Annotated in this window: 21 protein-coding genes; 15 read left to right on the top strand and 6 right to left on the bottom strand. The window is 33.0% G+C overall.

Annotated elements, in window-relative coordinates; all coding sequences use genetic code 11:
• The first annotated feature begins 134 nt into the window (after positions 1–134).
• Both corA and fni read left to right on the top strand, forming a co-directional pair.
• Positions 135–1,082, top strand: a complete 948-nt coding sequence (gene corA / locus D9V42_RS13540; protein WP_107554805.1) for a magnesium/cobalt transporter CorA — start codon at positions 135–137, stop codon at positions 1,080–1,082.
• A 74-nt stretch (positions 1,083–1,156) separates the two neighbouring features.
• Positions 1,157–2,200 (top strand): type 2 isopentenyl-diphosphate Delta-isomerase, encoded by a 1,044-nt coding sequence (fni, locus tag D9V42_RS13535; RefSeq protein ID WP_122065380.1) that lies wholly within the window; start codon positions 1,157–1,159, stop codon positions 2,198–2,200.
• 164 nt (positions 2,201–2,364) lie between these two features.
• On the opposite strand, the gene gltS is transcribed toward fni, so the two are convergent.
• Entirely contained in the window at positions 2,365–3,573 is a 1,209-nt protein-coding gene (gene gltS, locus D9V42_RS13530; RefSeq protein ID WP_107554807.1) for a sodium/glutamate symporter, read from the bottom strand.
• A 282-nt stretch (positions 3,574–3,855) separates the two neighbouring features.
• Here gltS and D9V42_RS13525 point away from each other — a divergent pair, with 282 nt between their 5' ends.
• From D9V42_RS13525 to D9V42_RS13510, 4 genes are all read left to right on the top strand, one after another.
• On the top strand, positions 3,856–4,179 hold the full coding sequence (locus D9V42_RS13525; protein WP_107530394.1) for a PadR family transcriptional regulator: 324 nt from the start codon (positions 3,856–3,858) through the stop codon (positions 4,177–4,179).
• Positions 4,172–4,732 carry an HAAS signaling domain-containing protein gene (locus D9V42_RS13520; protein ID WP_122065378.1) on the top strand — a complete coding sequence of 187 codons (561 nt, stop codon included), beginning with the start codon at positions 4,172–4,174 and terminating at the stop codon, positions 4,730–4,732. The genes D9V42_RS13525 and D9V42_RS13520 overlap by 8 nt, the downstream gene beginning before the upstream one ends.
• On the top strand, positions 4,729–5,529 hold the full coding sequence (locus tag D9V42_RS13515; protein ID WP_122065377.1) for a DUF4097 family beta strand repeat-containing protein: 801 nt from the start codon (positions 4,729–4,731) through the stop codon (positions 5,527–5,529). Before D9V42_RS13520 ends, D9V42_RS13515 begins: the two co-directional genes overlap by 4 nt.
• A gap of 101 nt (positions 5,530–5,630) precedes the next feature.
• Positions 5,631–6,959 (top strand): Na+/H+ antiporter NhaC family protein, encoded by a 1,329-nt coding sequence (locus tag D9V42_RS13510; protein ID WP_122065376.1) that lies wholly within the window; start codon positions 5,631–5,633, stop codon positions 6,957–6,959.
• 114 nt (positions 6,960–7,073) lie between these two features.
• Here D9V42_RS13510 and D9V42_RS13505 read toward each other — a convergent pair whose 3' ends face one another.
• On the bottom strand, positions 7,074–7,691 hold the full coding sequence (locus D9V42_RS13505; protein WP_107554811.1) for a DNA-3-methyladenine glycosylase: 618 nt from the start codon (positions 7,689–7,691) through the stop codon (positions 7,074–7,076).
• Positions 7,692–7,892: 201 nt separating this feature from the next.
• Between D9V42_RS13505 and D9V42_RS13500 the strand changes: the two genes are divergently transcribed.
• On the top strand, positions 7,893–8,594 hold the full coding sequence (locus D9V42_RS13500) for a DUF805 domain-containing protein (protein ID WP_122065375.1): 702 nt from the start codon (positions 7,893–7,895) through the stop codon (positions 8,592–8,594).
• A 105-nt stretch (positions 8,595–8,699) separates the two neighbouring features.
• On the opposite strand, the gene D9V42_RS13495 is transcribed toward D9V42_RS13500, so the two are convergent.
• Positions 8,700–10,316 (bottom strand): ribulokinase, encoded by a 1,617-nt coding sequence (locus D9V42_RS13495; RefSeq protein ID WP_122065374.1) that lies wholly within the window; start codon positions 10,314–10,316, stop codon positions 8,700–8,702.
• A 239-nt stretch (positions 10,317–10,555) separates the two neighbouring features.
• On the opposite strand from D9V42_RS13495, the gene D9V42_RS13490 reads away from it, so the two are divergent.
• The 3 genes from D9V42_RS13490 to D9V42_RS13480 all read left to right on the top strand — a co-directional run bounded on the left by D9V42_RS13490 (position 10,556) and on the right by D9V42_RS13480 (position 14,283).
• Positions 10,556–11,455 carry an ABC transporter ATP-binding protein gene (locus D9V42_RS13490; RefSeq protein WP_107554814.1) on the top strand — a complete coding sequence of 300 codons (900 nt, stop codon included), beginning with the start codon at positions 10,556–10,558 and terminating at the stop codon, positions 11,453–11,455.
• On the top strand, positions 11,448–12,689 hold the full coding sequence (locus D9V42_RS13485; RefSeq protein ID WP_107554815.1) for an ABC transporter permease: 1,242 nt from the start codon (positions 11,448–11,450) through the stop codon (positions 12,687–12,689). Before D9V42_RS13490 ends, D9V42_RS13485 begins: the two co-directional genes overlap by 8 nt.
• A gap of 583 nt (positions 12,690–13,272) precedes the next feature.
• A complete protein-coding gene (locus D9V42_RS13480) occupies positions 13,273–14,283 on the top strand; it encodes an aldose epimerase family protein (protein WP_122065372.1) in 1,011 nt (336 codons plus the stop codon).
• A 121-nt stretch (positions 14,284–14,404) separates the two neighbouring features.
• On the opposite strand, the gene D9V42_RS13475 is transcribed toward D9V42_RS13480, so the two are convergent.
• Positions 14,405–15,061, bottom strand: coding sequence for an MOSC domain-containing protein (locus D9V42_RS13475; RefSeq protein WP_122065390.1), 657 nt, complete (start codon positions 15,059–15,061; stop codon positions 14,405–14,407).
• A gap of 158 nt (positions 15,062–15,219) precedes the next feature.
• Here D9V42_RS13475 and D9V42_RS13470 point away from each other — a divergent pair, with 158 nt between their 5' ends.
• Positions 15,220–15,906 carry a ribose 5-phosphate isomerase A gene (locus tag D9V42_RS13470; protein WP_172592896.1) on the top strand — a complete coding sequence of 229 codons (687 nt, stop codon included), beginning with the start codon at positions 15,220–15,222 and terminating at the stop codon, positions 15,904–15,906.
• A 136-nt stretch (positions 15,907–16,042) separates the two neighbouring features.
• On the opposite strand, the gene sdpC is transcribed toward D9V42_RS13470, so the two are convergent.
• Positions 16,043–17,398 carry a peptidoglycan release complex CPBP-like subunit SdpC gene (gene sdpC / locus D9V42_RS13465; RefSeq protein WP_107554818.1) on the bottom strand — a complete coding sequence of 452 codons (1,356 nt, stop codon included), beginning with the start codon at positions 17,396–17,398 and terminating at the stop codon, positions 16,043–16,045.
• Positions 17,399–17,653: 255 nt separating this feature from the next.
• On the opposite strand from sdpC, the gene hutG reads away from it, so the two are divergent.
• Complete coding sequence (gene hutG / locus D9V42_RS13460; RefSeq protein ID WP_107554819.1) at positions 17,654–18,583, top strand: formimidoylglutamase; 930 nt, start codon at positions 17,654–17,656, stop codon at positions 18,581–18,583.
• Here the strand turns inward: hutG and D9V42_RS13455 are convergent.
• Positions 18,573–19,448, bottom strand: coding sequence for a LysR family transcriptional regulator (locus D9V42_RS13455; protein ID WP_122065370.1), 876 nt, complete (start codon positions 19,446–19,448; stop codon positions 18,573–18,575). The genes hutG and D9V42_RS13455 overlap by 11 nt on opposite strands.
• A 140-nt stretch (positions 19,449–19,588) precedes the next feature.
• Between D9V42_RS13455 and D9V42_RS13450 the strand changes: the two genes are divergently transcribed.
• Genes D9V42_RS13450 through hutI form a run of 3 tightly spaced genes read left to right on the top strand, consistent with a single transcriptional unit; the run spans position 19,589 to position 23,801 of the window.
• On the top strand, positions 19,589–20,863 hold the full coding sequence (locus tag D9V42_RS13450) for a YjiH family protein (protein WP_122065368.1): 1,275 nt from the start codon (positions 19,589–19,591) through the stop codon (positions 20,861–20,863).
• 38 nt (positions 20,864–20,901) lie between these two features.
• Positions 20,902–22,563: a urocanate hydratase gene (gene hutU / locus D9V42_RS13445; protein WP_122065366.1), complete on the top strand. Its 1,662-nt coding sequence runs from the start codon at positions 20,902–20,904 to the stop codon at positions 22,561–22,563.
• The gene (hutI, locus tag D9V42_RS13440) at positions 22,563–23,801 is read left to right on the top strand and encodes an imidazolonepropionase (protein WP_122065364.1); all 1,239 of its coding nucleotides are present in this window, start codon (positions 22,563–22,565) and stop codon (positions 23,799–23,801) included. The genes hutU and hutI overlap by 1 nt, the downstream gene beginning before the upstream one ends.
• The last annotated feature ends 141 nt before the right edge of the window (positions 23,802–23,942 follow it).

Below are 23,942 nucleotides of genomic sequence, written 5' to 3'. Positions count from 1 at the left end.
TTGGTAGTCGAAAGTTAATAATCAAATGGTAACAAGTTTTACTTGTCTACAATGTTAGTTTACTAAAAATAACATAAACTTACACTTGAACGGTTTCATGGTAAAATAAAGTAAATGATTTAGGGAGGGGAAATATGCCAATTACAATTAAATATCAAGTTCCTGGCCAAGCATTAACGCAAGCTTCATGCTTTAATGATGTACCTGAATCAGCAATATTCGTTTGGTATGATTTTTACAACCCATCAGTGCCAGAAAACGAGATTTTTAAGTCGTATTTTAACTTTAATAAACTTGAAATCGATGATACAGTTAATGGGACACCTAGGGCAAAATATAAATCATACGATACTTACCAATATATCGTATTACATAGTATTGATACTAATAACAGTGGTGACAAAGCGTTGAATTTATTTATAAAAGATAAAGTGCTGATTACGTATCATCATCAGCCTTTTTCAATTTTAAATAACCTTACACAAGTGTTAAGGGGAGAGAATCAAAAGAGGTTGCATACATCTGATGTTGCGTTGCACATCATAGATAAAATGGTGGATAGTTACTTTGATTTGATTTATGAAATTGAAGATAAAGTATACGAATTTGAGGATTATCAACTCAAGGACGCTTCCGTTAAGATCATTATGGAAGAAGTATTTAAAATAAGGTCAAATATTATAAAAATGAAGCGCATTGTTTATCCAATTCAAGAATTAGTTGATAACATCAAAGAAAGTGGTCTATTACTTGTAGATGAGAAGAATCATATGTATATTCAACATATAGAAGATCATATTATAAAGCAACAAAATATTTTGAAAATGTCTCAAGAGATGACTGATGAAATTAAAGATAATTATTCGTCATATAACTCATTTAAAATGAATAGTATAATGCAAATACTGACTCTGGTATCGGTGGTTTTTCTACCTTTGACATTGATTACAGGTATATACGGCATGAATTTTACAAATATGCCTGAGCTAAAATGGCATTATGGCTATTATATCGTCTTAACAATGATGTTAGCGATAAGTATTGGTTGTATAGTCTACTTTAAAAAAGAAAAATGGTTTTAATACGTTATAGCAATATAAGCATAGTTCGATATAATGAATTTAATATAAAAATGTGTTGAAAGTAGGAGCGGAAAATGAGCGATATAAAAAGAGAACAACGTAAAAACGAACACGTAGAAATAGCAATGGCACAGCAAGATGCAACAATTTCAGATTTTGATGAAATAAGGTTTGTACATCATTCTATTCCTAATATTGATGTTGATGATATTGATTTAACGAGTGATTTAACAGACTTTACGTTAAATCAACCATTGTATATTAATGCGATGACTGGTGGTAGTGAATGGACGAAACAAATTAATGAAAAATTAGCTGTTATCGCACGTGAGACTGGAATTGCGATGGCTGTCGGTTCAACGCATGCAGCATTAAGAAACAGCAAGATGGCTTCTTCATTTAGTATCGTACGTGAAACAAATCCAGAAGGTATCATTTTTAGTAACGTGGGGGCAGATGTACCTGTAGATAAAGCCATAGAATCAGTGAAATTACTTGATGCTCAAGCTTTACAAGTTCATGTTAATGCGCCACAAGAATTAGTGATGCCAGAAGGTAATAGAACTTTTTCTACCTGGATGGAGAATTTAGCGCAAATTGTAGCACGCGTAGATGTGCCGGTTATAGTTAAAGAAGTTGGCTTTGGTATGAGTAAAGAAACAATTAAAAGTCTTAACGAAATCGGAATTAAGTACGTAGATGTCAGTGGTAGAGGCGGTACTAATTTCGTCGATATCGAAAATGAAAGACGTACATATAAAGATATGGATTATTTAGGCTTATGGGGTCAAACAACTGTAGAGTCTTTATTAGAAAGTACGGCATATCAACAAGATATGGATATTTTGGCAAGTGGTGGTGTAAGAACGCCGTTAGATGCTGTGAAATGTCTTGCTCTTGGTGCTAGTGCAGTAGGCATGTCACGTCCGTTTTTAAATCATGTTGAAAATTATGGTATCACTGAAACACTTAATTATACAGAACAATTTACGGAGCACATGAAAAAAATTATGACGATGCTTGATGCAAAATCGATCAAAGATTTACAACATGCACAAATGATATTTAGTCCAAAACTACAATCATGGATTGAACAAAGAGGCTTAGATATTAAATAAAAAAAGACAATGCTATAAAACAGTAAATATTATGAAACCAAATTAAAACGAGGCCGGCGCAGTTTATTCATAACTGTTCCGGCCTTGTTTTTAAATGACTTATTTGGTTTAACGAGTTTTACACGTATTAAAGTCACGAAATGATTGGTTGAATTTATATGGATTTAGCTAAAAATATTAATGAAAGTTGTAACTATAGGCACACCTAGTAAATCAATTAAAAAGGCACCTACAATTGGTACAACTAAATATGCTTTTGGAGATGCGCCATATTTCTTTGTTATGACATCTAAGTTAGCCATAGCATTTGGCGTTGCACCAAGTCCGTGTCCAATAAATCCACCAATCATAACTGCTGCATCATAATCTTTACCCAATCCTCGGAATAAAATCAGTACAGAGAATAAGACAATAAATACAACTTGAACCAATACAATAATGATTAATGGAATTGCTAATTGATAAATTTCAGTTAGTTGAATACTCATTAACGCAATAGATAAAAAGAGGCTAAGTGAGACGTCACTAATACTGTTAATGAGTTTCATATCAATAATATTTAAATTACTGTATTCAGAGATATTACGTATAATAACTGCAATAAACATTGCACCTACATATATAGGGATATTTATACCTGTTAAATCAGAAAATTGAGTCCCTAAATATGAACCGATAGCCATACAAATGGCAACAATTGCAAATTGCATTAGAAATATAGTAGTTGGTGCCATACGCTTATGTAGATATTGATTAGCGGTTACATCACTATAATCTTTCATCGTTTCTTCAGCGTTTTCAGGTTTTAAGTTATATTTATTAATTAAAAATTTTACAACAGGACCTCCTATTAAGCCACCAGCAACTAAACCTAAGGTTGCTGCCGCTAGGGCTGCTGTTACTGCAGAATCAATACCTAGGTCCTGTACTGTTTTACCATAGGCAGCTGCATTACCATGTCCGCCTTCCATTGACATAGAACCGGCCGTTAAACCTAATAAAGGCGGTATATTTAATAATTTTGCCAATGATACGCCGATGATATTTTGAAAGAATGCTAGAACGCCACAAAAAATAAAATATAATATTAAGACTTTACCACCTAAACGAAGCAGTTTAAATGACGCTCCTAGTCCAATCGTTGTAAAAAATGCAAGCATAAAGAAATCTTGAATAAAGTTAGAATCTAACTTTATAGTTAATAAACCTGTTGTTTCTAGAATTGCTACAATGATAGCAAAGAGTAAACCACCAATGACTGGTGCAGGTATACATAATCTTTTTAAAATACTAACATGATTAATAATATAGATACCTACAAGATATAATACACTTGCTAGGGCTAACGTAGTAATAGCATCTAACTCTAGCATGTCCATTCCTCCCTTAATAATAATATACAAAACACATAAGTTAATCATATATAAACGTCTAAAAGTGAACGCTTACAAAACCCGTAATTTCGATTATACATTTTTGAAAATTAGAATGATAGTCATAGAAATGATAATCGAAAAATTTAATTGAAAAGCAAAGTAAAATGACTTTATAGAATAAAAACTTTAAGTATGGAAATTGATTAAATCGAAATTAATAAAGTATAACTCAGTACCTTGTAATGTATAGTACTGATTTAAAATATTAGGAGGACATTAATGAATAGCCAATTTAAAAAGGGTGCATTAGAACTTATCGTTTTACTCATAGTTAAAAAGGATGATCAGTATGGTTATTCACTTGTTCAAAATATATCAAGGTATATGACTATTGCTGAAGGAACGGTTTACCCATTACTCAGAAGATTAGTTAAAAGTGGGGAATTAACTACTTACTACCAACCTTCGACAGAAGGACCAGCAAGAAAATATTATAAAATGACTAATCAAGGTAACGAACGATTAAATTTATTGTTAGATGAATGGGAAGCATTTTCAGCAGCCGTGCATCAATTTATTAAGGAGAGTGACGTTAATGCGTAGAACAGAGTATCTTAAAATATTGCATAAACATTTAAAACATTTAGATGACAATGAACGTCAAGATATTATAAATGAATACGACACGCACTTTTATAGTGGAATGGAGGAAGGGAAGACTGAAAATCAAATTTCAGAAGAACTAGGTGATCCACAGCAATTAGCAAAAGAATTAAATGCAAATGCAGCGATAGAAAAGGCTGAACAAAGTAATAATATTGGTGATGTGAGTCATGCGGTTTTATCAGTAATGGGTCTAAGTATACTCAATTTTTTCGTTATCTTAATCCCTTTTGTGATCATTCTAAGTATTGTATTGTCATTAATTGTAGCAACGCTTAGCTTCATATTTACACCTATTGCATTATTAGTCAAAAGTGCTATAGCAGGATTTCAAGAGATTATGTTACTTGAAGTATATACGACAGGTGCCTTGTTTGGTTTAGGTCTTATATTATTTGTTATAACGTACTTGATTACAAAAGGTTTTTACATTTTATGCGTTAAATATTTGAAATGGAATATTAAAGTAGTAAAGGGGAGTGCTACTAAATGAGAAAAGTATTAGTATTTACTTTTATAATTGGATTGATCATTACTGTAGTTTGTGTACTAGGGGCAATTAAACAATTTAAAATTGAACAGGAGAAAGCAAAGGATGTAACAACAAACTTTAATAAATCCTATGAAGAAAGTGATATTAAAGCATTAAAAGTTAATTTTGAGCATAGCAATCTCAAAGTAAAACATGGAAATAAATTTAATGTAACTTCTGAAGGTTCAAATGAACAGACTAAAATCAATGCTCAAATAAGTAAAGGTGAATTAAAACTTACAGATAATAAGCAGACATCTAATATTAATTTGTCATTTTTAGGAATTAAAAAGAATGATGTTATTGTGACTGTACCTAAGCGTTTGGAAGGTATGAAGCTTGATTCAAGTAATGGTTCAATCGATTTAAACAATATTGAAGCAGAGGAAGCAAATGTATATCCTGATGTTGGTGAGCTAACAATTAACAATTCTAAGTATAATAAACTGAAGGCTTCTAGCGATGTTGCTAGTATATTATTAGAGAAGACGATGTATAACCAAGGGGAATTTAAAACGGATACTGGACAGTTAACGATAGAAGACATGCCTATAGATAAACCTACAAACATTGATACAGACACGGGAGATGTTGTGTTGGATTATGGAAAACTACAACCTAAGAACACACTAATAGACTTTAGTAGTGATATTGGAAATTTAAATATTGAAAATAGCAAATTAAAAAATAAAAAAATTGGCAACGGTGAAAATGTAATTAAGTTGATAACAGATACAGGTGATGTGACGGTTAAATAGTAAATGTTGAAAGTGGAGATAATGTATATAAAATGACATTATCTCTTTTTTGATTTACCATATATATCATATAAAATCCCTAGGTAATAAGGAGTTCATTTATGGAACAAACTATGCGAAGTGAAAAACAATATGGCGCCTTAGCGCTATTGCCTTTGGCAATATTTTTAGTGTTATATATAGGCGTAGGTATTACTTTTACCATTCTAGGCAAAGAAGACGCCTTTGATCAATTGCCACGTCATGTCGCAATATTAATAGGTATTGTTATAGCTTGGACTTGTTATGATAGAAAAACAGCCTTTACTAAAAAAGTACAAATATTTACTGAACATGCAGGTAATTCAGGCATAGTAAATTTAGGCCTAATTCTATTGCTTGCGGGTGCATTTTCGACTGTTACATCTGAAATGGGTGGTAAAACAGCTATGGTGAATATGGGACTTTCTGTTATTCCGCCAAGTTTACTTATTCCTGGAATATTTATTATGAGTGGTTTTGCAGCATTAACTTTAGGTACTTCAACTGGTGCACAAGCCGCTTTTATACCAGTAGGTGTTGCAGTAGCACAAGCCGCTGATTTGAGTGTTGCAGCAGCTGGTGCAGCTGTTATAGCCGGAGCTTACTTTGGTGATAACTTATCTATAATTTCTGATACTACAATTGCTGCAACTAATGGTGTTGGAGCTAAGATGAGAGATAAATTCAAAATGAATGTCCTTATTGCCTTACCTGCTGCCATAATCACAGCTATTTTCTACGCTGTTGTTGGTGGTACAGGTAAAGTGGATGGGGATTTAAGTTATAATTTTATCAACATTTTACCTTACTTATTTGTATTAATTGCTGCAATAGCTGGTTTAGATGTCATTCTTGTACTTATTATTGGAATTGTTATGGCAGGCTTACTAGGTATCGTACAAGGTCAATTAGGTATATTCCAGTTTACAAGAGCTATCGGTGATGGTATGGAAAGCATGTTTAACATCTTTTTAGTAGCCTTTTTAGTTTCAGGACTTGTCGCTTTAATTCGTTATTATGGTGGTATAGATTGGATTATTAAAGCAATGAAAGCGAAAGCTAAAGGGCGTAAAAGTGCAGAATATGTAATCAGTTTAATGTCAGGTGTGCTCTCTGCAGCATTATCGCATAACACATTAGCAATTATTATTTCTGCACCAATTGCAAAAGAAATTGGTGATGAATACAAAGTTCCTCCAAAACGTATGGCAAGTTTATTAGATATATTTGCTTGTTGTGCATTAATGGTTTTACCGCATGATAGTGGTATGTTAATGGTAGAACAGTATGGTGATGTATCTTACTTAGAGGTATTAAAATATTCATTTTATCCAGTAATATTTGTGATTTGTACTATAATAACAATTCAATTTGGGTTGTTAGATCGTGATGAAAGAAATAAATCATAAATTTCCAGCTGAATTATTAACAGGTAACTATGACGTTTGTTTAGCAAATAATAAGAGGTTGAGACGATTATATGTCTCAACCTCTTATTATATATAAAGACAAAGTTATTACTGCTAGTATGAATTACGCCAAGTTATATCAGGGTGCTTCATATCAGATTTTCGCATTCTTGAAACATATGGATTGCCTTGTACAGTAAAACGTAAAGGTTTATTTGTCCATTCACCTTTATTGGGTATTCCTATACGGCCACTTGATTCAATTACTTTAGGATATTTTCTATTTTTAGTATCTATTTGTAAACGACCTTCATTGATTTTAGAGCCATCTAGATGTCTTGGAATATTAAACGCTTTAGTCCATTTTCCGGGACCATTTGTTAAGTCAAAACCTAATTTGCCTCGATTGTGTGACATCGCCTCGATACCTTCTTCAGGCTCTATCGCTCTGATTAATACGCCTTCAGGTTGACCGTCTAATTGAGTTACAAAATTAATGAGCAAGTGTGTATGCATAACGTGCGCGTATATGGTGCCACCCATTTTATATAATGACTCAACTTTGGGCGTTCGCTTGCCATTAAATCCATGTGCTGCACGATCTTTTTTGCCTACATAGGCCTCTGTTTCTACTATATAGCCAGTATAAGTTTGTAATTCATCGTGATAGATGACACGCACCCCTAATAAGTCTTTGGCAATTGTAACAGTATCTCGTTGTATAAAATCCATAAATTGCCCTCCAATATATAGTTTGTAAATTTAAATTTTTTTCGATATTTTTTTAAAAATTTGTAAAATTGTGTTACTACTAAGGTTATATTTTGTTACACTATTTTATGATAAGGTTAGTAGGTTTTTACATATGACCTATTAAAATCTAGTACAAAATAAATCTTATCTTAAACAAATGAAAATGAAAAGAGGGAGATTATGGAGAGGAAAATAGGTTTTGGACAAGCGCTTAAATTATATTGGAAAAACTATGTTAACTTTACTGGTCGGTCCCGTAGAAGTGAATATTGGTTTATGGTATTATGGCATATTATATTCTTGGCACCTGCAATTGTAATAGGATTCACAGGTCTCTTTATGATTTTAGCGAGTGCTTCTGGGACTAATGATTCTACAGTAGGACTAGGCGTGCTTTTATTGTTGTTAAGTATCATCTATGCGGGTATTTATTCTATAGCTACGTTTATTCCAAACTGGGCCATATTAATAAGAAGGTTCCATGATACAGGTAGAACAATGATCATGCCATTAGTTTATTTGGGAATCTCATTGATTGCTAATGTGGTTAATTTTGTTATGGAGCAAAATGATCCGAATGAAACAAATATATTAACTAATATTATTTTGATTGTTTTTGGCTTGCTTAATCTAGGATTAGGTATTTATATGATTGTTATTGCATGTTTGGATAGTGAAAGAAAGACCAATAAATATGGCAGTAGTCATAAATATGGGCAACATATTCAATCTTCAGACCATACACAAAGTGAGCATTCAAATTCATTCAATACTGAGGATTTTCAAAATGATGACCGTCACTCACAACAATTTAAATATGATGTTGAGTCATTTGATGAAAGTAAAAAGCAAGAAAACAAACAAGATGACTTTAAATATTAAAGTCATCTTGTTTGTTATGTATTTGACCATAGAAATCAACATAGGAGTCTGAGATATCAATTGATATCTCAGACTCCTATGTTTGTTTATATAATACTAAAATGACTAATCAATATATGAAAGATTGGGATGTGTTTTACCTAATAAGTCATGTAATGACTTGTATCTTTGGAATAGTCGTTCATATTGTTTTACTTTTTCTGGTTCTGGTTGTTTACGATAATATATAGGTTGTTTCATTTGTTGTACAGTTTCTTTTAATGATCCATATGCACCACCTACGTTTGCACCTAACATTGCAGCGCCTAAAGCAGTAGCGTTGCTTGAATCAATGACTACAATTTCTTTATTAAGTACGTTTGCATAAATATCAACTAAGAGAGCGCTCTTAATTGGAATGCCACCAGCAGCGTATACCGTGTGTACGGGGATATGATTATTTTCGAATTGTTGCATAATCATTTTAGTACCGAATGCAGTTGATTCGATGTGAGCACGATAGATCATTTCATAAGGCGTTTGTAATGTTAAGCCCAAAATACTTCCAGTTAAATGACTATCACTTAAAATACTACGATTGCCGTTATGCCAATCAAGCACTGTAACATGTTGCTCGTCAATGGCTATTTCGCTAGCACGCTTTTCTAAGTATTCAAAAATAGAAAGTCCATGTTGTTCAGCTTGATCTACAATTGCTTTTGGCGCAAGTTCTGTAGCGTAATTGAATAAATCACCCACGGCAGCTTGTCCAGCTTCATAAGCATATAATCCAGGGATAATTGCATCTTTAACAGAACCAGTTATCGCAGGAATAGGTTGCTGTTTAGGGTCTAACATAAGGTGGCAAGTACTTGTCCCAATTACTGGCGTAAATTCACCTTGTTCGATTGCACCTACACCTAATACACCTGAATGAGCATCAATGATATAAGGTGATATTTCAACGTTATCAGAGAGACCCCACAATTGTTGATAATATTCACTCAGATTACCCGCGCTTTCGCCGATGTGTACTACAGAGGCTTCGCATTTGTTTTTTACAATTTCAGGTAATTCTGGGTCTACAGCTTCAAAAAAATCATAATTAAAGCCATCATTTTCATTGTAAAAGCCTTTAAATCCAATACCACAATTAGAACGAATGTTTTTATCGGTAAGTAAACTTACGAGGTAATCGCCTGCTTCCATGATATAAGCAGTTTGGTTTAATATTTCGGGCGCTTTATGTTTAACTTCTAATATTTTTGGTATCATCCATTCACTGTTAACACTATGTCCATAATAGTCCAACCATGATGGATTTATTTCATCACTGATTTCTTTCATTTGTGTTGCTTCATCTTGTGCACCGTGATGTTTCCATAATTTTACATAAGCATGTGGGTTATCTTTTAACTCAGGGTTAAGATGTAATGGTTTGAAGTCTTCATCTAAGAACACAATTGTGCAACTAGTAAAATCAATGCCAATACCAATAACAGAATCTAGTTTAATATTACTATCATCTAATACATGTTTAACACCTTCTTCTAAAATTGAAGTATAGTCTTCAGCATGTTGTAAAAAATAGTTGTGTGGTAAAGCTTTACCGTTTAAAGATTCAGAGATAGTGTCATGTGCATATTCTTTTATGTAGGTAGAGATAATTTCCCCGTTAGACGTATCCACTAAAAACACTCTACCTGAAGCGGTGCCATAATCAATGCCAATACTATAAGTCATGTTGCTATGCCTCCTATTTGCTATTGATGAACAATAAGTATCAAGTCCTTATTTAGTTTTATGATAGTGCTTACATTATTTAATGTAAAGCTAAGGACATCGTGAGTTTTGTTGGGTGATATATTTTACTAAAAATAAATGCTATAGTCTTATAAAATTTAAAATTTAAAATGTATGTGTAATAGAATAAATGGTATGATATGACTAAAGTAATTTCAAAAGAGAGGGGCTCGTATGTCATGTCATTACTTATTGAACATGTCACGAAAAAATATAAAAATTTTACTGCTGTGAATGATATTTCACTTTCGTTAGAAAAAGGAAAAATGTTAGGTTTTTTAGGTAGAAACGGAGCAGGAAAAACAACAACCTTTAGAATGATTCTAGGGTTAACACCAATTACAGAAGGAACGATCACATATAATGATAAAGTAATTGATAGATCGTTATATAATCGTATTGGTTATTTACCTGAAGAACGTGGTTTACATCCTAAGATGAAAGTGGAAGATGAATTGCGGTATTTGGCTACGTTAAAAGGCATGAAATCAAAAGATATTACTGAAGCAATTGATTATTGGCTAAATCGCTTTAACATTAAAGAAAATAGAGAAAAGAAAATTGAATCGCTTTCTAAAGGAAATCAACAAAAAATTCAACTTTTAGCAAGTATGTTACACAAGCCGGAGTTATTGATTTTAGACGAGCCATTTAGTGGGCTTGATCCTGTAAATGTGGAATTGCTTAAATCTGCAGTGCAAGATTTAAATGATGAAGGAACGACAATTATTTACAGTTCACACCGTATGGAGCATGTCGAAGAACTTTGCGATAACGTCTGTATTTTAAATAAAGGTGAACTTGTTGTTTCAGGACCTATTGATGAAGTGAAATCAAATCATGGCCATAAACGTGTAGTTATTGAGACAGAACATCAAATGCCTGAAATCGATGCTATTACAGGGGTGATAGATGTAGAAAGAAATAAACGAGAAATTAAAGCGACCATTGAGTCAGAAATGATTGCAGAAAAAATTTACGACGTTGTTACACGATATGGCTTTGTTAAGCGTTTCCAAGTTGTAGAACCATCACTTAATGAAATCTTTATAGCAAAAGTAGGTGATATTCATGAGTAAATTTTGGGCTACATTTTCGCTAACTTATAAAAATAAAGTGAAAGCTAAATCATTTATGATATTCACGGCTGTAGTGATAATTCTAATGCTCGGCGCATCAAATATTAATAAAATTATTGATTTATTCGATAATGGTCCTGATAAAGTTGGGGTTGTATCGTCTAATGATGAAATTTATAAAGTTATTAAGTCTCAGGGAAATCAACTGGATGAAGGCGCGAAATTTAATAAAGTATCTGAAAAACAGGCTAGATCACAAGTGGAAAGCGAAAAATTAGATAAAGCTTATATCATTAAATTAAATGATAACCAAAAGTTATCAGGTAAAATTTTAAGTAAAGATACTGTTTCAGAGCAAGATAAACAAAAATTAAAGGCAACATTATCGACGATTCAAACTCAATTTGTAGCTAATAGTCTAGATTTATCTCAAGGAGAACTAAAGCAACTACAAGCTCAAAGTGATGTCTCATCAGAAGTAATTGCTAATAATGCTAAAAGTTCAAATCTAAGTGAAGCGCAAAAAGGCTTTAATACTGCAATCGTTTATCTTGGTATTATGCTCATGTTCTTCATTATATTTAATTACGCAAGTCAAGTTGCAATGGAAATTGCAACTGAGAAAACATCACGTGTCATCGAAATGATTATCACAAGTGTATCACCGGTAACACATCTCTTTGCTAAAATGGCGGGGGTAATTGCAGTAGCATTAACGCAAATTAGTATTTTTGTAATAGTAGGTGTGATATGCTTCTTAACATTTGACATCAGTGATATGTTACAAGGATTTAAAGTAGAACCCAATGAACTAACACTTCAATTAGCTGTTGTAGGTTTTGTATCGTTGATTATAGGTATTTTTTCATATATAATTTTAGCCTCAATTCTTGGGTCAATTACGTCACGAATTGAAGATATTAATCAGGCATTAATGCCTATGACTTTAGTTAGTATGATTGCTTTCTATATCTCATTATTTAGTGTGATGAATCCAGATACATTGCTTGTGAAAATTGTTAGTTTTATTCCGCTTATGTCACCCTTTGTTATGTTTGTTAGAGCATCTACACCAGATGTTGCGACTTGGGAAATTGTGGTTAGTGTAGGCTTGTCAATCATAACGATATTTGTATTATTATGGATTGCAGTACGTAGTTATAAAGATACAATTTTAAGTTTTGATAAAGGTTTTGTGAGTTCGGTGAAACGCATTTTCAATAAAAAAAATTAAAAAACTAAAATAAGAAGCTAGAGCATAAAATTGTTCTAGCTTTTTAAATTTATTTATCGGTTATTCATCCTTATCTAGTAGCTTTAACTCAGATAATATTGAAATAAGCAAAAATACATGAAAAAATAGTGAAAAATAGAAAAAACTATAACAATTTTCAATATTGTTTGATAAAATTCAACAATAGTATAGCTAATTATTTGTATAAATTGTTACAATATAAGAGACTTATGTTATAGATAAGAAATTTTTTATATACATATCAATTGATAACTTATTATATTTAACTGGTTGTCTAAATCATAATTTATGGTTGAGGGAAGCGTGAATTATGAAATAAGGCTTACAGTCAAATATCGCAATGATTAAAGTGTGTGTAACAGTATAGTTTGACTATAAGCGATTTTAGTTATTGTTTTCGTAATAGTCCGATATACAATGAAGTCTTTAAATTGCCAAATAATACACTTGAGCCCCTCAAGTTTCGCAATTTTTAGCTTGCATTTGAAATTGATGTTTTATTCATGACAACACCTATCGCTATTAAACAAACGGCGTTGGGTTTGAAAGGGAGTAATTGAGGATGTTTGCAAAAGTAGAAAGTCAAAGTAATGGTATTGATTTGATTAAAATTGATAATGAAGACACGAAAATAGTTTTCACCAACTATGGTGCCAGAATTGTTTCATGGAAGTATGACGATAACAATATTGTACTAGGTAATGTAGTTGAAGCAGATGAGTTTTATATTGAAAACCCTTATAACTTTGGTGCTACTGTTGGAAGATATGGTGGTAGAATTGCAAATGCAACATTTGAACTAGATGGTGAGAAATACAATCTTGAAGCCAATAACGGTCCCCACAATATTCACGGAGGCCCAAAGGGTTTAGATAAACGCTTTTTTGATTATAAAATTGAAGAGCAAGTTGGCCAAGTTAAAGTGATTTTTACTACGGTGTTAAAAAGTGAAGACGACTACTTTCCTGGAGATATAGATTTAGAAGTCGTTCACACATATGATGTTGACCATAAATGGACGATTGAATACAAAGCTACATCTAATCAAAAAACGTTGTTTAATCCAATGAATCATGTATACTTCAATCTTAATAGAGACAATAATGTTATTGATAATCACAGTATTTCAAGCTCTAAATTAGATATGTATACATTGGATGAAAATAATATTGTTGAGAAGAAAGACCCGATTAACCTAGTAGATATATTTAATGAACAAAACATCCAATTTAAGGATATTTTTAATAGTGAAGATGCAATAGTTAAAGAACAAATGGAACGTTTTGGTGGTGTGGATCATCCGTTCGATATAGGTGGCAATGAGATGACAGTTGAGAACAAACATTTCTTACTAACTGTTAAAACAGACATGCCTAATATTGTTATATTTACATTTAATGATACAACAGGTTGGCAAAGTGACTTCAATATTTACAAAGCGCACTCTGGCTTTACTTTAGAAACACAATGTATTCCGAATGATATTAATTTATATGGAGATAAAGCACCATCTATATTAGAGGCGAATCAGCCATATTATTCTAAAACATCATATAAAATTTCAGAGAAATGAAATAGTTTACGATGAGTCGAGATTGGTAGATTAAGGTATTTAACCTTAATCTATAAAGCAGAAATAGGGAGCGAGTGTAAGAAATCAAATGTTACATATGATTTCTGGCCCGCTCCCTTAATTATTTTTTAGCTCGTGTTAAAAATCTTTCTAGTTTGGATATTCTTTCTTCTGTTAAATATGGGTTTTTTAAAGCATAGGTTAAACGCTCAATATTTTTATTATCACTATAATAGATTTGATTTAAGTCAAAAACTGAAAGTAATGTTTCGTTATTGGCTTGTTTAATTAACTCCAAATTTGAATCTTCTTGAACATAACCTTCTTTTAAAACTCTAAAATAAAAGCCAGTCTTTCCAGAGGTCGACATACGCTTAATTAAATTAGGGATTTTGTACTTTTCTTGAATTTTCCAACATGGCTCTCTAATCTCTGATACTTCTAATATTGCATCGCCTAATTTGAATTGGTCTCCAAAGTGTACATCTTTTTCGTCCAAATCAGAGACAGTGATATTCTCGCCAAACATCGCATATTCTGGAAGTACTGACACATCTTGTTCCCACAGTGAATAATTTTTCTTACTGTATAGACAAACAGCTTTATTAGGGCCACCGTGACCTTTATATTCTTGTTCATCTTCAACGAATCCGGTCTTTGATAGCCACATGCTACCGACAAATTTCTTTTTATTTAAAGCTGAGCGCATTGGCCGTTTAGTACTATAAGGTAAATCTTCAACTTTACCTGTTGAGATAGCTTCTAAAGTATAAATCATCATTTTGTACCTCCAGATAGTTAATAACTATAATTTTAAAACAATATAATGAATATGCAAGTAAAGATATGAATTACTCTGGAAAATGATTTTTGAACTATGTATTTTAATGAATCTCATGTACAATAAGGATAAAAGTACAGTATAAAAGGGGAAGCATTATGGATAAGAAACAGTTGAAAATAAGTACATTTAATGATGCATTAGACCAAATCAAAGACGGTATGATTGTTGGAATTGGCTCTGGATCAACAATTGAATTGCTTGTCCCAAAAATTGCAGAGAAACTGGAACAAGAGCAAATTAATATAACTGGCGTTTGTACCTCCAATAAAACTGCATTAATTGCAAAAGAATTGGGAATACGTGTGGTTGATGTTAATGATGTCGAAGTAATTGATATTGCTATTGATGGCGCTGATGAGATTGATAACAACTTGAATTTGATTAAAGGTGGCGGTGGCGCTTTATTTAGGGAAAAAGTCATTGATGCCATGGCTGATAGATTTATCGTTTTAGCGGATGATAGTAAATGTGTGGATTATCTTGGTCAAACGTTTAAATTACCTGTTGAAGTTGATAAATTCAATTGGTTGCTCGTATCTAAAAAAATAAAATCATATGATAATTTAAAGGTCATACGTCGCATGGTAGATGATGTACCATTTATTACAGACAATGGTAATTATATATTGGATGTTGATTTAAATGAAAATATAGAACCTGCCGAAATGCACGAATATTTAATACACCTCGTAGGCGTCTTAGAAACAGGATATTTCTTAGATGTTGCAGATCAAGCAATTATTGGAACGGAAGCTGGAGTTAAAATTATTAATAAATAATGGTTGCCTCTACCTTCATTTGAATTTAATTATAGTAAAGATTAAAATGATTCATGTATTTAAAGCTTGATTAAAGGTAGTCGTAATAAAAAACAAGAGCTAAGACATTTATGTCTTAGCTCTTGTTTTTTATATATTAACGACGGTGACCACGTTTACTCTTTAAATCAAATGGTGAGCGTTGGTTACTGTTGTCATTGTCGCTTGGGTTGTCATCTTGTGCTCTAGTCTCTTGCACATTCGTGTCATGTTGACGTGGTGATGCATCTTTAGCGTTTGGGTGTGCTTTCTCTGTCGATGCTTCAACAGCACTATTAGTATGACGGTTTACTGTATTGTTATTTTCTTGTGGTTCGTTATGATGCGTCATTGCATCCGATTCACTTGAATCGACAGAAGGTGTATTTTCTTTAATGATATTAGCACGGCTATTATCTTCTTCTGTATCAGTTGTGTGCTCTTCTGTATAGTTAGAACCAGCTGTTGCGTCATCATTAGTATGATTTTGTACTGCTGTTGTTGCCGAACCATGTGCCACGGAGTCGTCTGAGATTGATTGCTGTTGATGGTTCTCATTTTGATTAATCTCATTTACAGTAGTAGAGCTATCATCTTGATGTTCTCTATCCTTAACGTCATCAGTAAGATTTTGATCATCTTCATTAACATGATCAAGGTAGTTGTTTTCTTCAACTTCATCTAAATTACGTTTCGTGAAGAAATAAAGTATTACACGGATGATTAGATTAATTAAAATATATACAACTGCGACCGCAACTGTAGACAATGCAATGACTTTCATAGCAAAAACTTCACCTAATTCTTCATTAAATAAGAAGACAAGGCCAAATGACATTGACGCATGGAAAATTGTGGCGATATAAACTGTACGTCCTTTTGTAGCACGAATCAATTCCCCAGCAATCATTGAAAAGGCAAACGAGTAAAGGAAACTATAAATTGCATAATCAAAACTAAAGGCAATATTAACGTTCCATATAGAATACATAAAACCAACGATAATAGAGGCGAAAAATGTATTCATTTTATTTTCAACGATATTTTGTAAGTATGAACGGAAACCAAGTTCCACAAAGAATGCCATTACAATTTGTCCAATTATGATAGAAAGAATTGAAACAGATAAGTCTTTCGTTTGTAATAGAACAAAACTATCAGCAAAGATGTTAAAACTTACCATAGCAATGATAAAAATAAGTAATGGTAACACAAGTGCTAAAATGACACGTTCAATTACTTTTAAATCAATAGTGAGTTTTAAGCTCGCTAATTGCGTACGCTTTTGTTTGAAAACGATAAGACAAATTATAGTAGCAATTATTGGCGCTAAGGTACTCATGTCAAAGACAAAGCTCTTAAATGGTACTGTACTTTGAAAATCTTTAAGTATAATCGGTAATGCATAGGCTATAATGAAGAAAATAAATATCATCATTGCCCATTGAAAACCAGGTATACGTTTTGTATTCATTATGTAACCTCCAATAGGGTTTCGGAAAATCATTCGTTCTTAATTATACATATTTATGGTCGAGAAATAAATTAAATTAAAGATTTATCATTGAAATGTAATAGTTTTACATTATCTAACATCTAATTGAAATAATTTTTGGTGATTTTTGTAAATTATCATGTGGGCAATTGGGTAAAGATAATTATAAATTGAATTGGTTAAAATGTAAGCGTATACTTTAAGTGGTAGTTAAGTAATTAAAGGAGGAGAATTATGTATAAACTAGCACAACGTGATCTTTGGACAGGCAGAATAGATAGTGAAACAGATGAATCGCAATTTAGACATTTTCAAACGATACAGTTTCGCAATATTGAGGACGACTACAATGAAACACGTCAAGGTGTAGGTTTATTAGGCTATGCAGTAGATAAAGGGGTCGAACTTAATAAAGGGAGAACAGGTGCAAAAGAAGGGCCTGATGCAATTAAAAAAGTGTTTGCTAATTTACCCGTAACTAGAAAATGTAACGTATATGATTATGGTAATGTAGAACATGATCATCAAACTCTAGAAGAAACACAAGAAGAGTATGCCCATTTCGTAGCCGAATCGATAAAAAGACATAAGCAAACATTCCTATTAGGGGGCGGGCATGATATTGCATATGCGCAGTATTTAGGAACACGTGAAGCTTATCCAGATGCATCGATTGGTGTTATCAATATAGATGCTCATTTTGATACGAGAGAGGCAAAAGGTTCCACGTCTGGTACTAGCTTTAGGCAAATATTAGAACAGGACGACAATGTTGATTATCTTGTATTAGGTATCCAACAAGGTGGTAATACACAAGCATTATTTGATTATGCTGAAACTAAAGGTATCGGTTATGTTTATTCGGAAGAATTGCTGCATCAAATCTCTCCTCCAATTAAGGATAAAGTAGAACGTTTTATTCATGATCATGATGCCATCATGTTTACGATATGTATGGATGTTATTGATAGTGCATTTGCACCAGGTGTGAGTGCCAATGGTGTTCTAGGTTTATTCCCACATGTTGTCCTCGAACTATCAAAACGTATTATACCGAATGAAAAAGTTTCAACAATAAGCATTGCTGAAACTAATCCTAAATATGATGTCGATAATAGAACAGCCAAATTATCAGCAAATTTCTTCCATCATTTTATTCTTTAAAATTCCAATAGTTTATACATTGGTCAATGAAAGAAAGCACGCGTTCAGAGTGCTTTCTTTTTTTTAGGTAATTGATGTAAATAGAGCGGCTTAATGTCGGGCGGATATCTATTGCATCTAAATCTCGTGCGTTAAAAGATTGATAATGAACGCGTGGAATAATTGCATAACCTAAGCCTCTATGGACAAAGTTGGTTGCCGCTTCGAAGCGATCAGCTTCAATCACAATATTTGGGTGCATATTCATTCGATTAAAATAGTCATCAAGATGTTTCCGCACTTGGGAACCCTTCGTTGGTAAAATAAGCGGTAAAGACGCGATTGATGTCGTTCGTTTATATGGAAATGCATTTTGGGGTGTGATTAATACATAAGACTCTTCATATAATGGTATGGAAGTTATATCTTCATGAATGATTTGCTCGTTTGTGAAAGCGAGATGATTTTCGAAATTAATAAGTAATTCTATGATCTTAGTCTGATCATGAATTTCTGAAATTAGATAAGTCTGGTCTGCATTTTGCTTTTTATGTGTTGCTAGCACTTGTGAAATCCATTGGTTTGTAGATTCTAAAATAGATATTTTGATTTTAGGCACATGTCCCATATTGAGATCATACATTTTCTCTATTGTTTGATGATAATTTTGTATGAGTTGTAGAGCATAGTTATAAAAATGGATACCTTTTTCGGTGATTTTAATATCTTTAGTAGTTCGTGTAAATAAATCATAACCTAAGTCTGATTCCATCTTTTTTATCGTAGTAGTCAGTGATGGTTGACTAATATGTAAAAAATTAGCTGCTTTCGTAAAGCTATTGTATTTTACAACTGCGACAAAATATTCTAATTGAACAATCTTCATATCTCAGACACCTCTAAAAATTTTATTTATAGTTTTAAGTTATTAATAATTAGTTTATTTATATTGGTAGTCTATATAATAACATACTATACTGTGAAATATAGAGGGAGGCGTACTTTCATGTAAGGGGCGTGAAGTACATGTGGAAATTTTTCGTTTATAGTCTTATTGGTATTATATTTTTCTTTGTACCAATTACTATTAGCGGTCAATCAACGATTATGATTGATCATATCGTACAGTGGATATCGAAATTGCTTAATCCAATCTTACCGTACTATGTATTGATTTTAATTTTGATTGGCGCAGCACATCCATTTATCAATAAGAAATGGAATAAGTCTAAAACAGATATAGTCTTTAGTTTATTTAAAGTCATAGGGGTATTTATTGCTTTTATGGTGGTATTTGATTTTGGACCTGGTTTTGTATTAAAAGAAAGTATTGGACCATTTTTATATGAGAAATTGGCAATACCTTTAAGCGTATTAATTCCTATAGGTGCAATATTCTTATCCTTTTTAATAGGATTTGGATTACTAGAATTTATTGGAGTTATTTGTAGACCGATAATGAGACCTATTTTTAAAACTCCAGGGAAATCAGCTGTAGATGCTGTTGCTTCATTTGTAGGTAGTTATTCTATAGGTTTATTAATTACAAATAAAGTATATAAAAATGGTGGATATACGCACAAAGAGGCAGTAGTAGTCGCAACAGGGTTCTCTACCGTGTCTGCTACTTTTATGATTATCGTAGCAAATACATTAGGTATTATACAATATTGGAACCTTTATTTTTGGTTTACTTTAGCAGTTACATTTATTGTAACTGCAATAACGGTACAAATCCCACCTATAAGAACAGAAAAGACAACGACGTATCAAGACCAACCGTACAAAGAAGAAATTCGTAGAGATATGCCATTATTAAAAGAATCATGGTTAGAAGCTAAGATAGCTGTCAAAAATTCGAAAACTTTGATAGAAAATGTAATAGAGAATTTGCGTGATGGTGTAGTAATGACGATTGCTATTTTACCATCTATCATGTCGATAGGATTTTTAGGGTTAATCGTCGCAGAATATACACCAATTATTGAATATATTTCTTACATTTTTTATCCAATTATAAGTATATTTCCTGTAAGTGACGTTGCGGTTTTAGCACAAGCTTCAACAATCTCTATAGTAGAGATGTTATTGCCAGCAGCAATAGCTCAAAGTGCAGATTTAGCGACAAGGTTTACAGTGGCAGTGATGAGTGTTTCGGCCATTATATTCTTTTCAAGTGTAGTGCCAGTCATTCTATCGACGGAAGTTAAAATATCAGTCGGTAAACTAGTAATCATATGGTTTGAAAGAGTGGTATTTACATTACTTATTACTATTCCATTTGCATTATGGATATTTTAAACAAAGGAACATTTTATTAAATTAAGGAGTGATTTTTCATGAGAAAAATAGTAGCAAAAAAAGGTTTAGATATTGAATGTAAAGGTTGGGAACAAGAAGCGGTTTTAAGAATGTTATATAACAACCTTGATCCTGAAGTAGCTGAGCGTCCAGAAGACTTGGTAGTTTATGGTGGCATTGGCAAAGCAGCTAGAAATTGGGAAGCATTTGAAGCGATTGAAGATACATTACGCTCATTAGAAGCATATGAAACCATGTTAGTACAATCAGGTAAACCGGTTGCTGTATTTAAAACACATGAAGAAGCGCCACGTGTATTAATTTCAAACTCAGTATTAGTTCCAGAATGGGCAAACTGGGACCACTTTAATGAATTAGATAAAAAAGGATTAATGATGTATGGCCAAATGACGGCAGGTAGTTGGATTTACATTGGTTCTCAAGGTATTGTTCAAGGTACTTATGAAACATTTGGTGAACTTGCCAATCAACATTTTGATGGTAAGTTGAACGGTACAGTAACGTTAACTGCTGGATTAGGTGGTATGGGTGGTGCACAACCACTTGCTGTTACAATGAACGGTGGTGTTGTAATTGGTGTAGATGTTGATGAAACACGTATTGATAAGCGTATGGAAACACGTTATTGTGATGTGAAAACACATGATTTAGATGAAGCATTACGTTTAGCTGAAGAAGCACGTGATAAAGGTGAACCACTTTCAATTGGTTTAGTAGGCAACGCTGTCGATACACATAAGGCTATTTTAGATAAAGGTTTTAAAATTGATATCGTAACGGACCAAACAAGTGCCCATGATCCACTAAATGGTTATGTACCAGAGGGATATTCATTGGAAGAAGCAAAAGCAATTCGTGATAAAGATCCAAAGCAGTATGTTAAAGAAGCTCAATCTTCTATGAGAAAACATGTTGAATATATGCTTGAATTCCAAAAAAATGGTGCTGTTGCATTTGACTATGGTAATAATATTAGACAAGTTGCATATAATGATGGATTAGAAAATGCATTTGATTTCCCTGGATTTGTACCTGCATATATTCGCCCGTTATTCTGTGAAGGTAAAGGTCCTTTCCGCTTTGCAGCTTTAAGCGGAGATCCTAAAGATATTGAGCGCGCTGATGAAGAAATGAGAAAAATCTTCCCAGACAATGAAAAATTAATCCGTTGGCTAGATTTAGCTCAAGATAAAATAGCATTCCAAGGTTTACCATCACGTATTGCTTGGTTAGGATACGAAGAACGTGCCAAAATGGGCTTAGCGCTAAATAAATTAGTACGTGACGGCGAAATTTCTGCACCGATTGTAATTGGACGTGACCATTTAGACTCAGGGTCTGTTGCAAGCCCAAACAGAGAAACTGAAGGAATGAAAGATGGCTCTGATGCTGTTGGTGATTGGGCAATCTTAAATGCATTAATCAATACTGCAGCAGGCGGTTCATGGATTTCATTCCATCACGGCGGTGGCGTTGGTATGGGGTATTCGTTACATGCTGGTATGGTTGTTGTTGCAGATGGTTCTGAACGCGCAGATAAACGTTTAGGACGTGTACTTACTACGGATCCGGGTATGGGTGTAGTGAGACATGCTGATGCTGGATATGAATCTGCAATTGAAGTAGCAAAAGAAAAAGGTATAAAAATCCCAATGATTACAGGTAAAGGAGACAAATAATGAACGATTTAATCATTCAAAACATAAAAGAACTTATTTTACCAAAATCAACTGAACGTCCATTAAAAGGAAAAGAATTAGATGAGCTCAATATCATTGAAAACGGAACTGTTGTTGTAAAAGGCGGCAAAATAGTTTATGCAGGTAATCATACGGATGATTATGAAGCGCATGAAATTATTGATGCAACAGGGAAAGTAGTTTCACCGGCACTTGTTGAAGCTCATACACATCTTGTGCATGGAGGATCACGTGAACATGAAATGTCACTTAAAAGGCAAGGTGTTTCATATTTAGAAATTCTTGAACAAGGTGGAGGTATTTTATCTACTGTTGAAGCGACTCGCAAGGCTACTGAAGATGAATTGTTTAAAAAGGCAGAGAAGAATCTGTTAACTATGATTGAGCATGGCGTGTTAGCTGTAGAAAGTAAGAGTGGATATGGTTTAGATAAAGAAAACGAACTGAAACAGTTACGCGTATCTAATCGTTTAGCAGACAAATACAATTTAGATATGAAGCATACTTTCCTAGGGCCTCATGCAGTTCCTAAAGATGCGCAATCAAATCAAGCATTCTTGGAAGAAATGATTGATTTGTTACCTGAAGTTAAACCATACGCAGATTTTGCGGATATATTTTGTGAGACAGGTGTGTTTACCATCGAGGAATCAAGAAAATATATGCAAGCTGCTAAAGCATTAGGCTTTGATGTGAAAATACATGCTGACGAAATCGATCCATTAGGTGGACTCGAGTTAGCTATTGATGAAGGTGCAATTTCTGCAGATCATCTTGTAGCTTCAAGTACAGAAGGTAAAGCAAAATTAAAACAAAGTGATATTGTAGCTGTATTACTTCCAGGGACAACATTTTATTTAGGCAAAGAAACCTATGCAGATGCAAGAGGTATGCTAGATAATGATGGCGCGATTGCAATTGCAACAGATTTTAACCCTGGTAGTTGTGTTACCAATAATTTACAACTTGTAATGTCTATTGCTGCGCTAAAATTAAAACTATCACCAAATGAAATTTGGAATGCGGTAACGGTAAATGCTGCAAAAGCAATAGATGTAGATGCTGGAACAATTAATGAAGGCGATAGAGCAAATATTGTAATTTGGGATGCACCTAACCATGAATATATTCCATATCATTATGGTATTAATCATGCAGAAACAGTAATTAAAGATGGCAAAGTATTAGTAGATAATAAAATTCAATTAAAAGGTTAATATAATTATTTTTAGAGCCACTTCTCAATTAATTGAGTTAGTGGCTCTTACACATGAGCAAGGGCTCAGGTGGACGAAGATACTTCTCTAAAGAACCACTTCTTAATTTTGTTAAGTTACTGGTTCTTACACATGAGTTTA

It is taken from the genome of Staphylococcus pseudoxylosus (assembly GCF_003697915.1).
GTDB lineage: Bacteria > Bacillota > Bacilli > Staphylococcales > Staphylococcaceae > Staphylococcus > Staphylococcus pseudoxylosus.
Note: the sequence above shows the minus strand (reverse complement) of the source record. Positions and strands in the feature narration are given on the sequence as shown.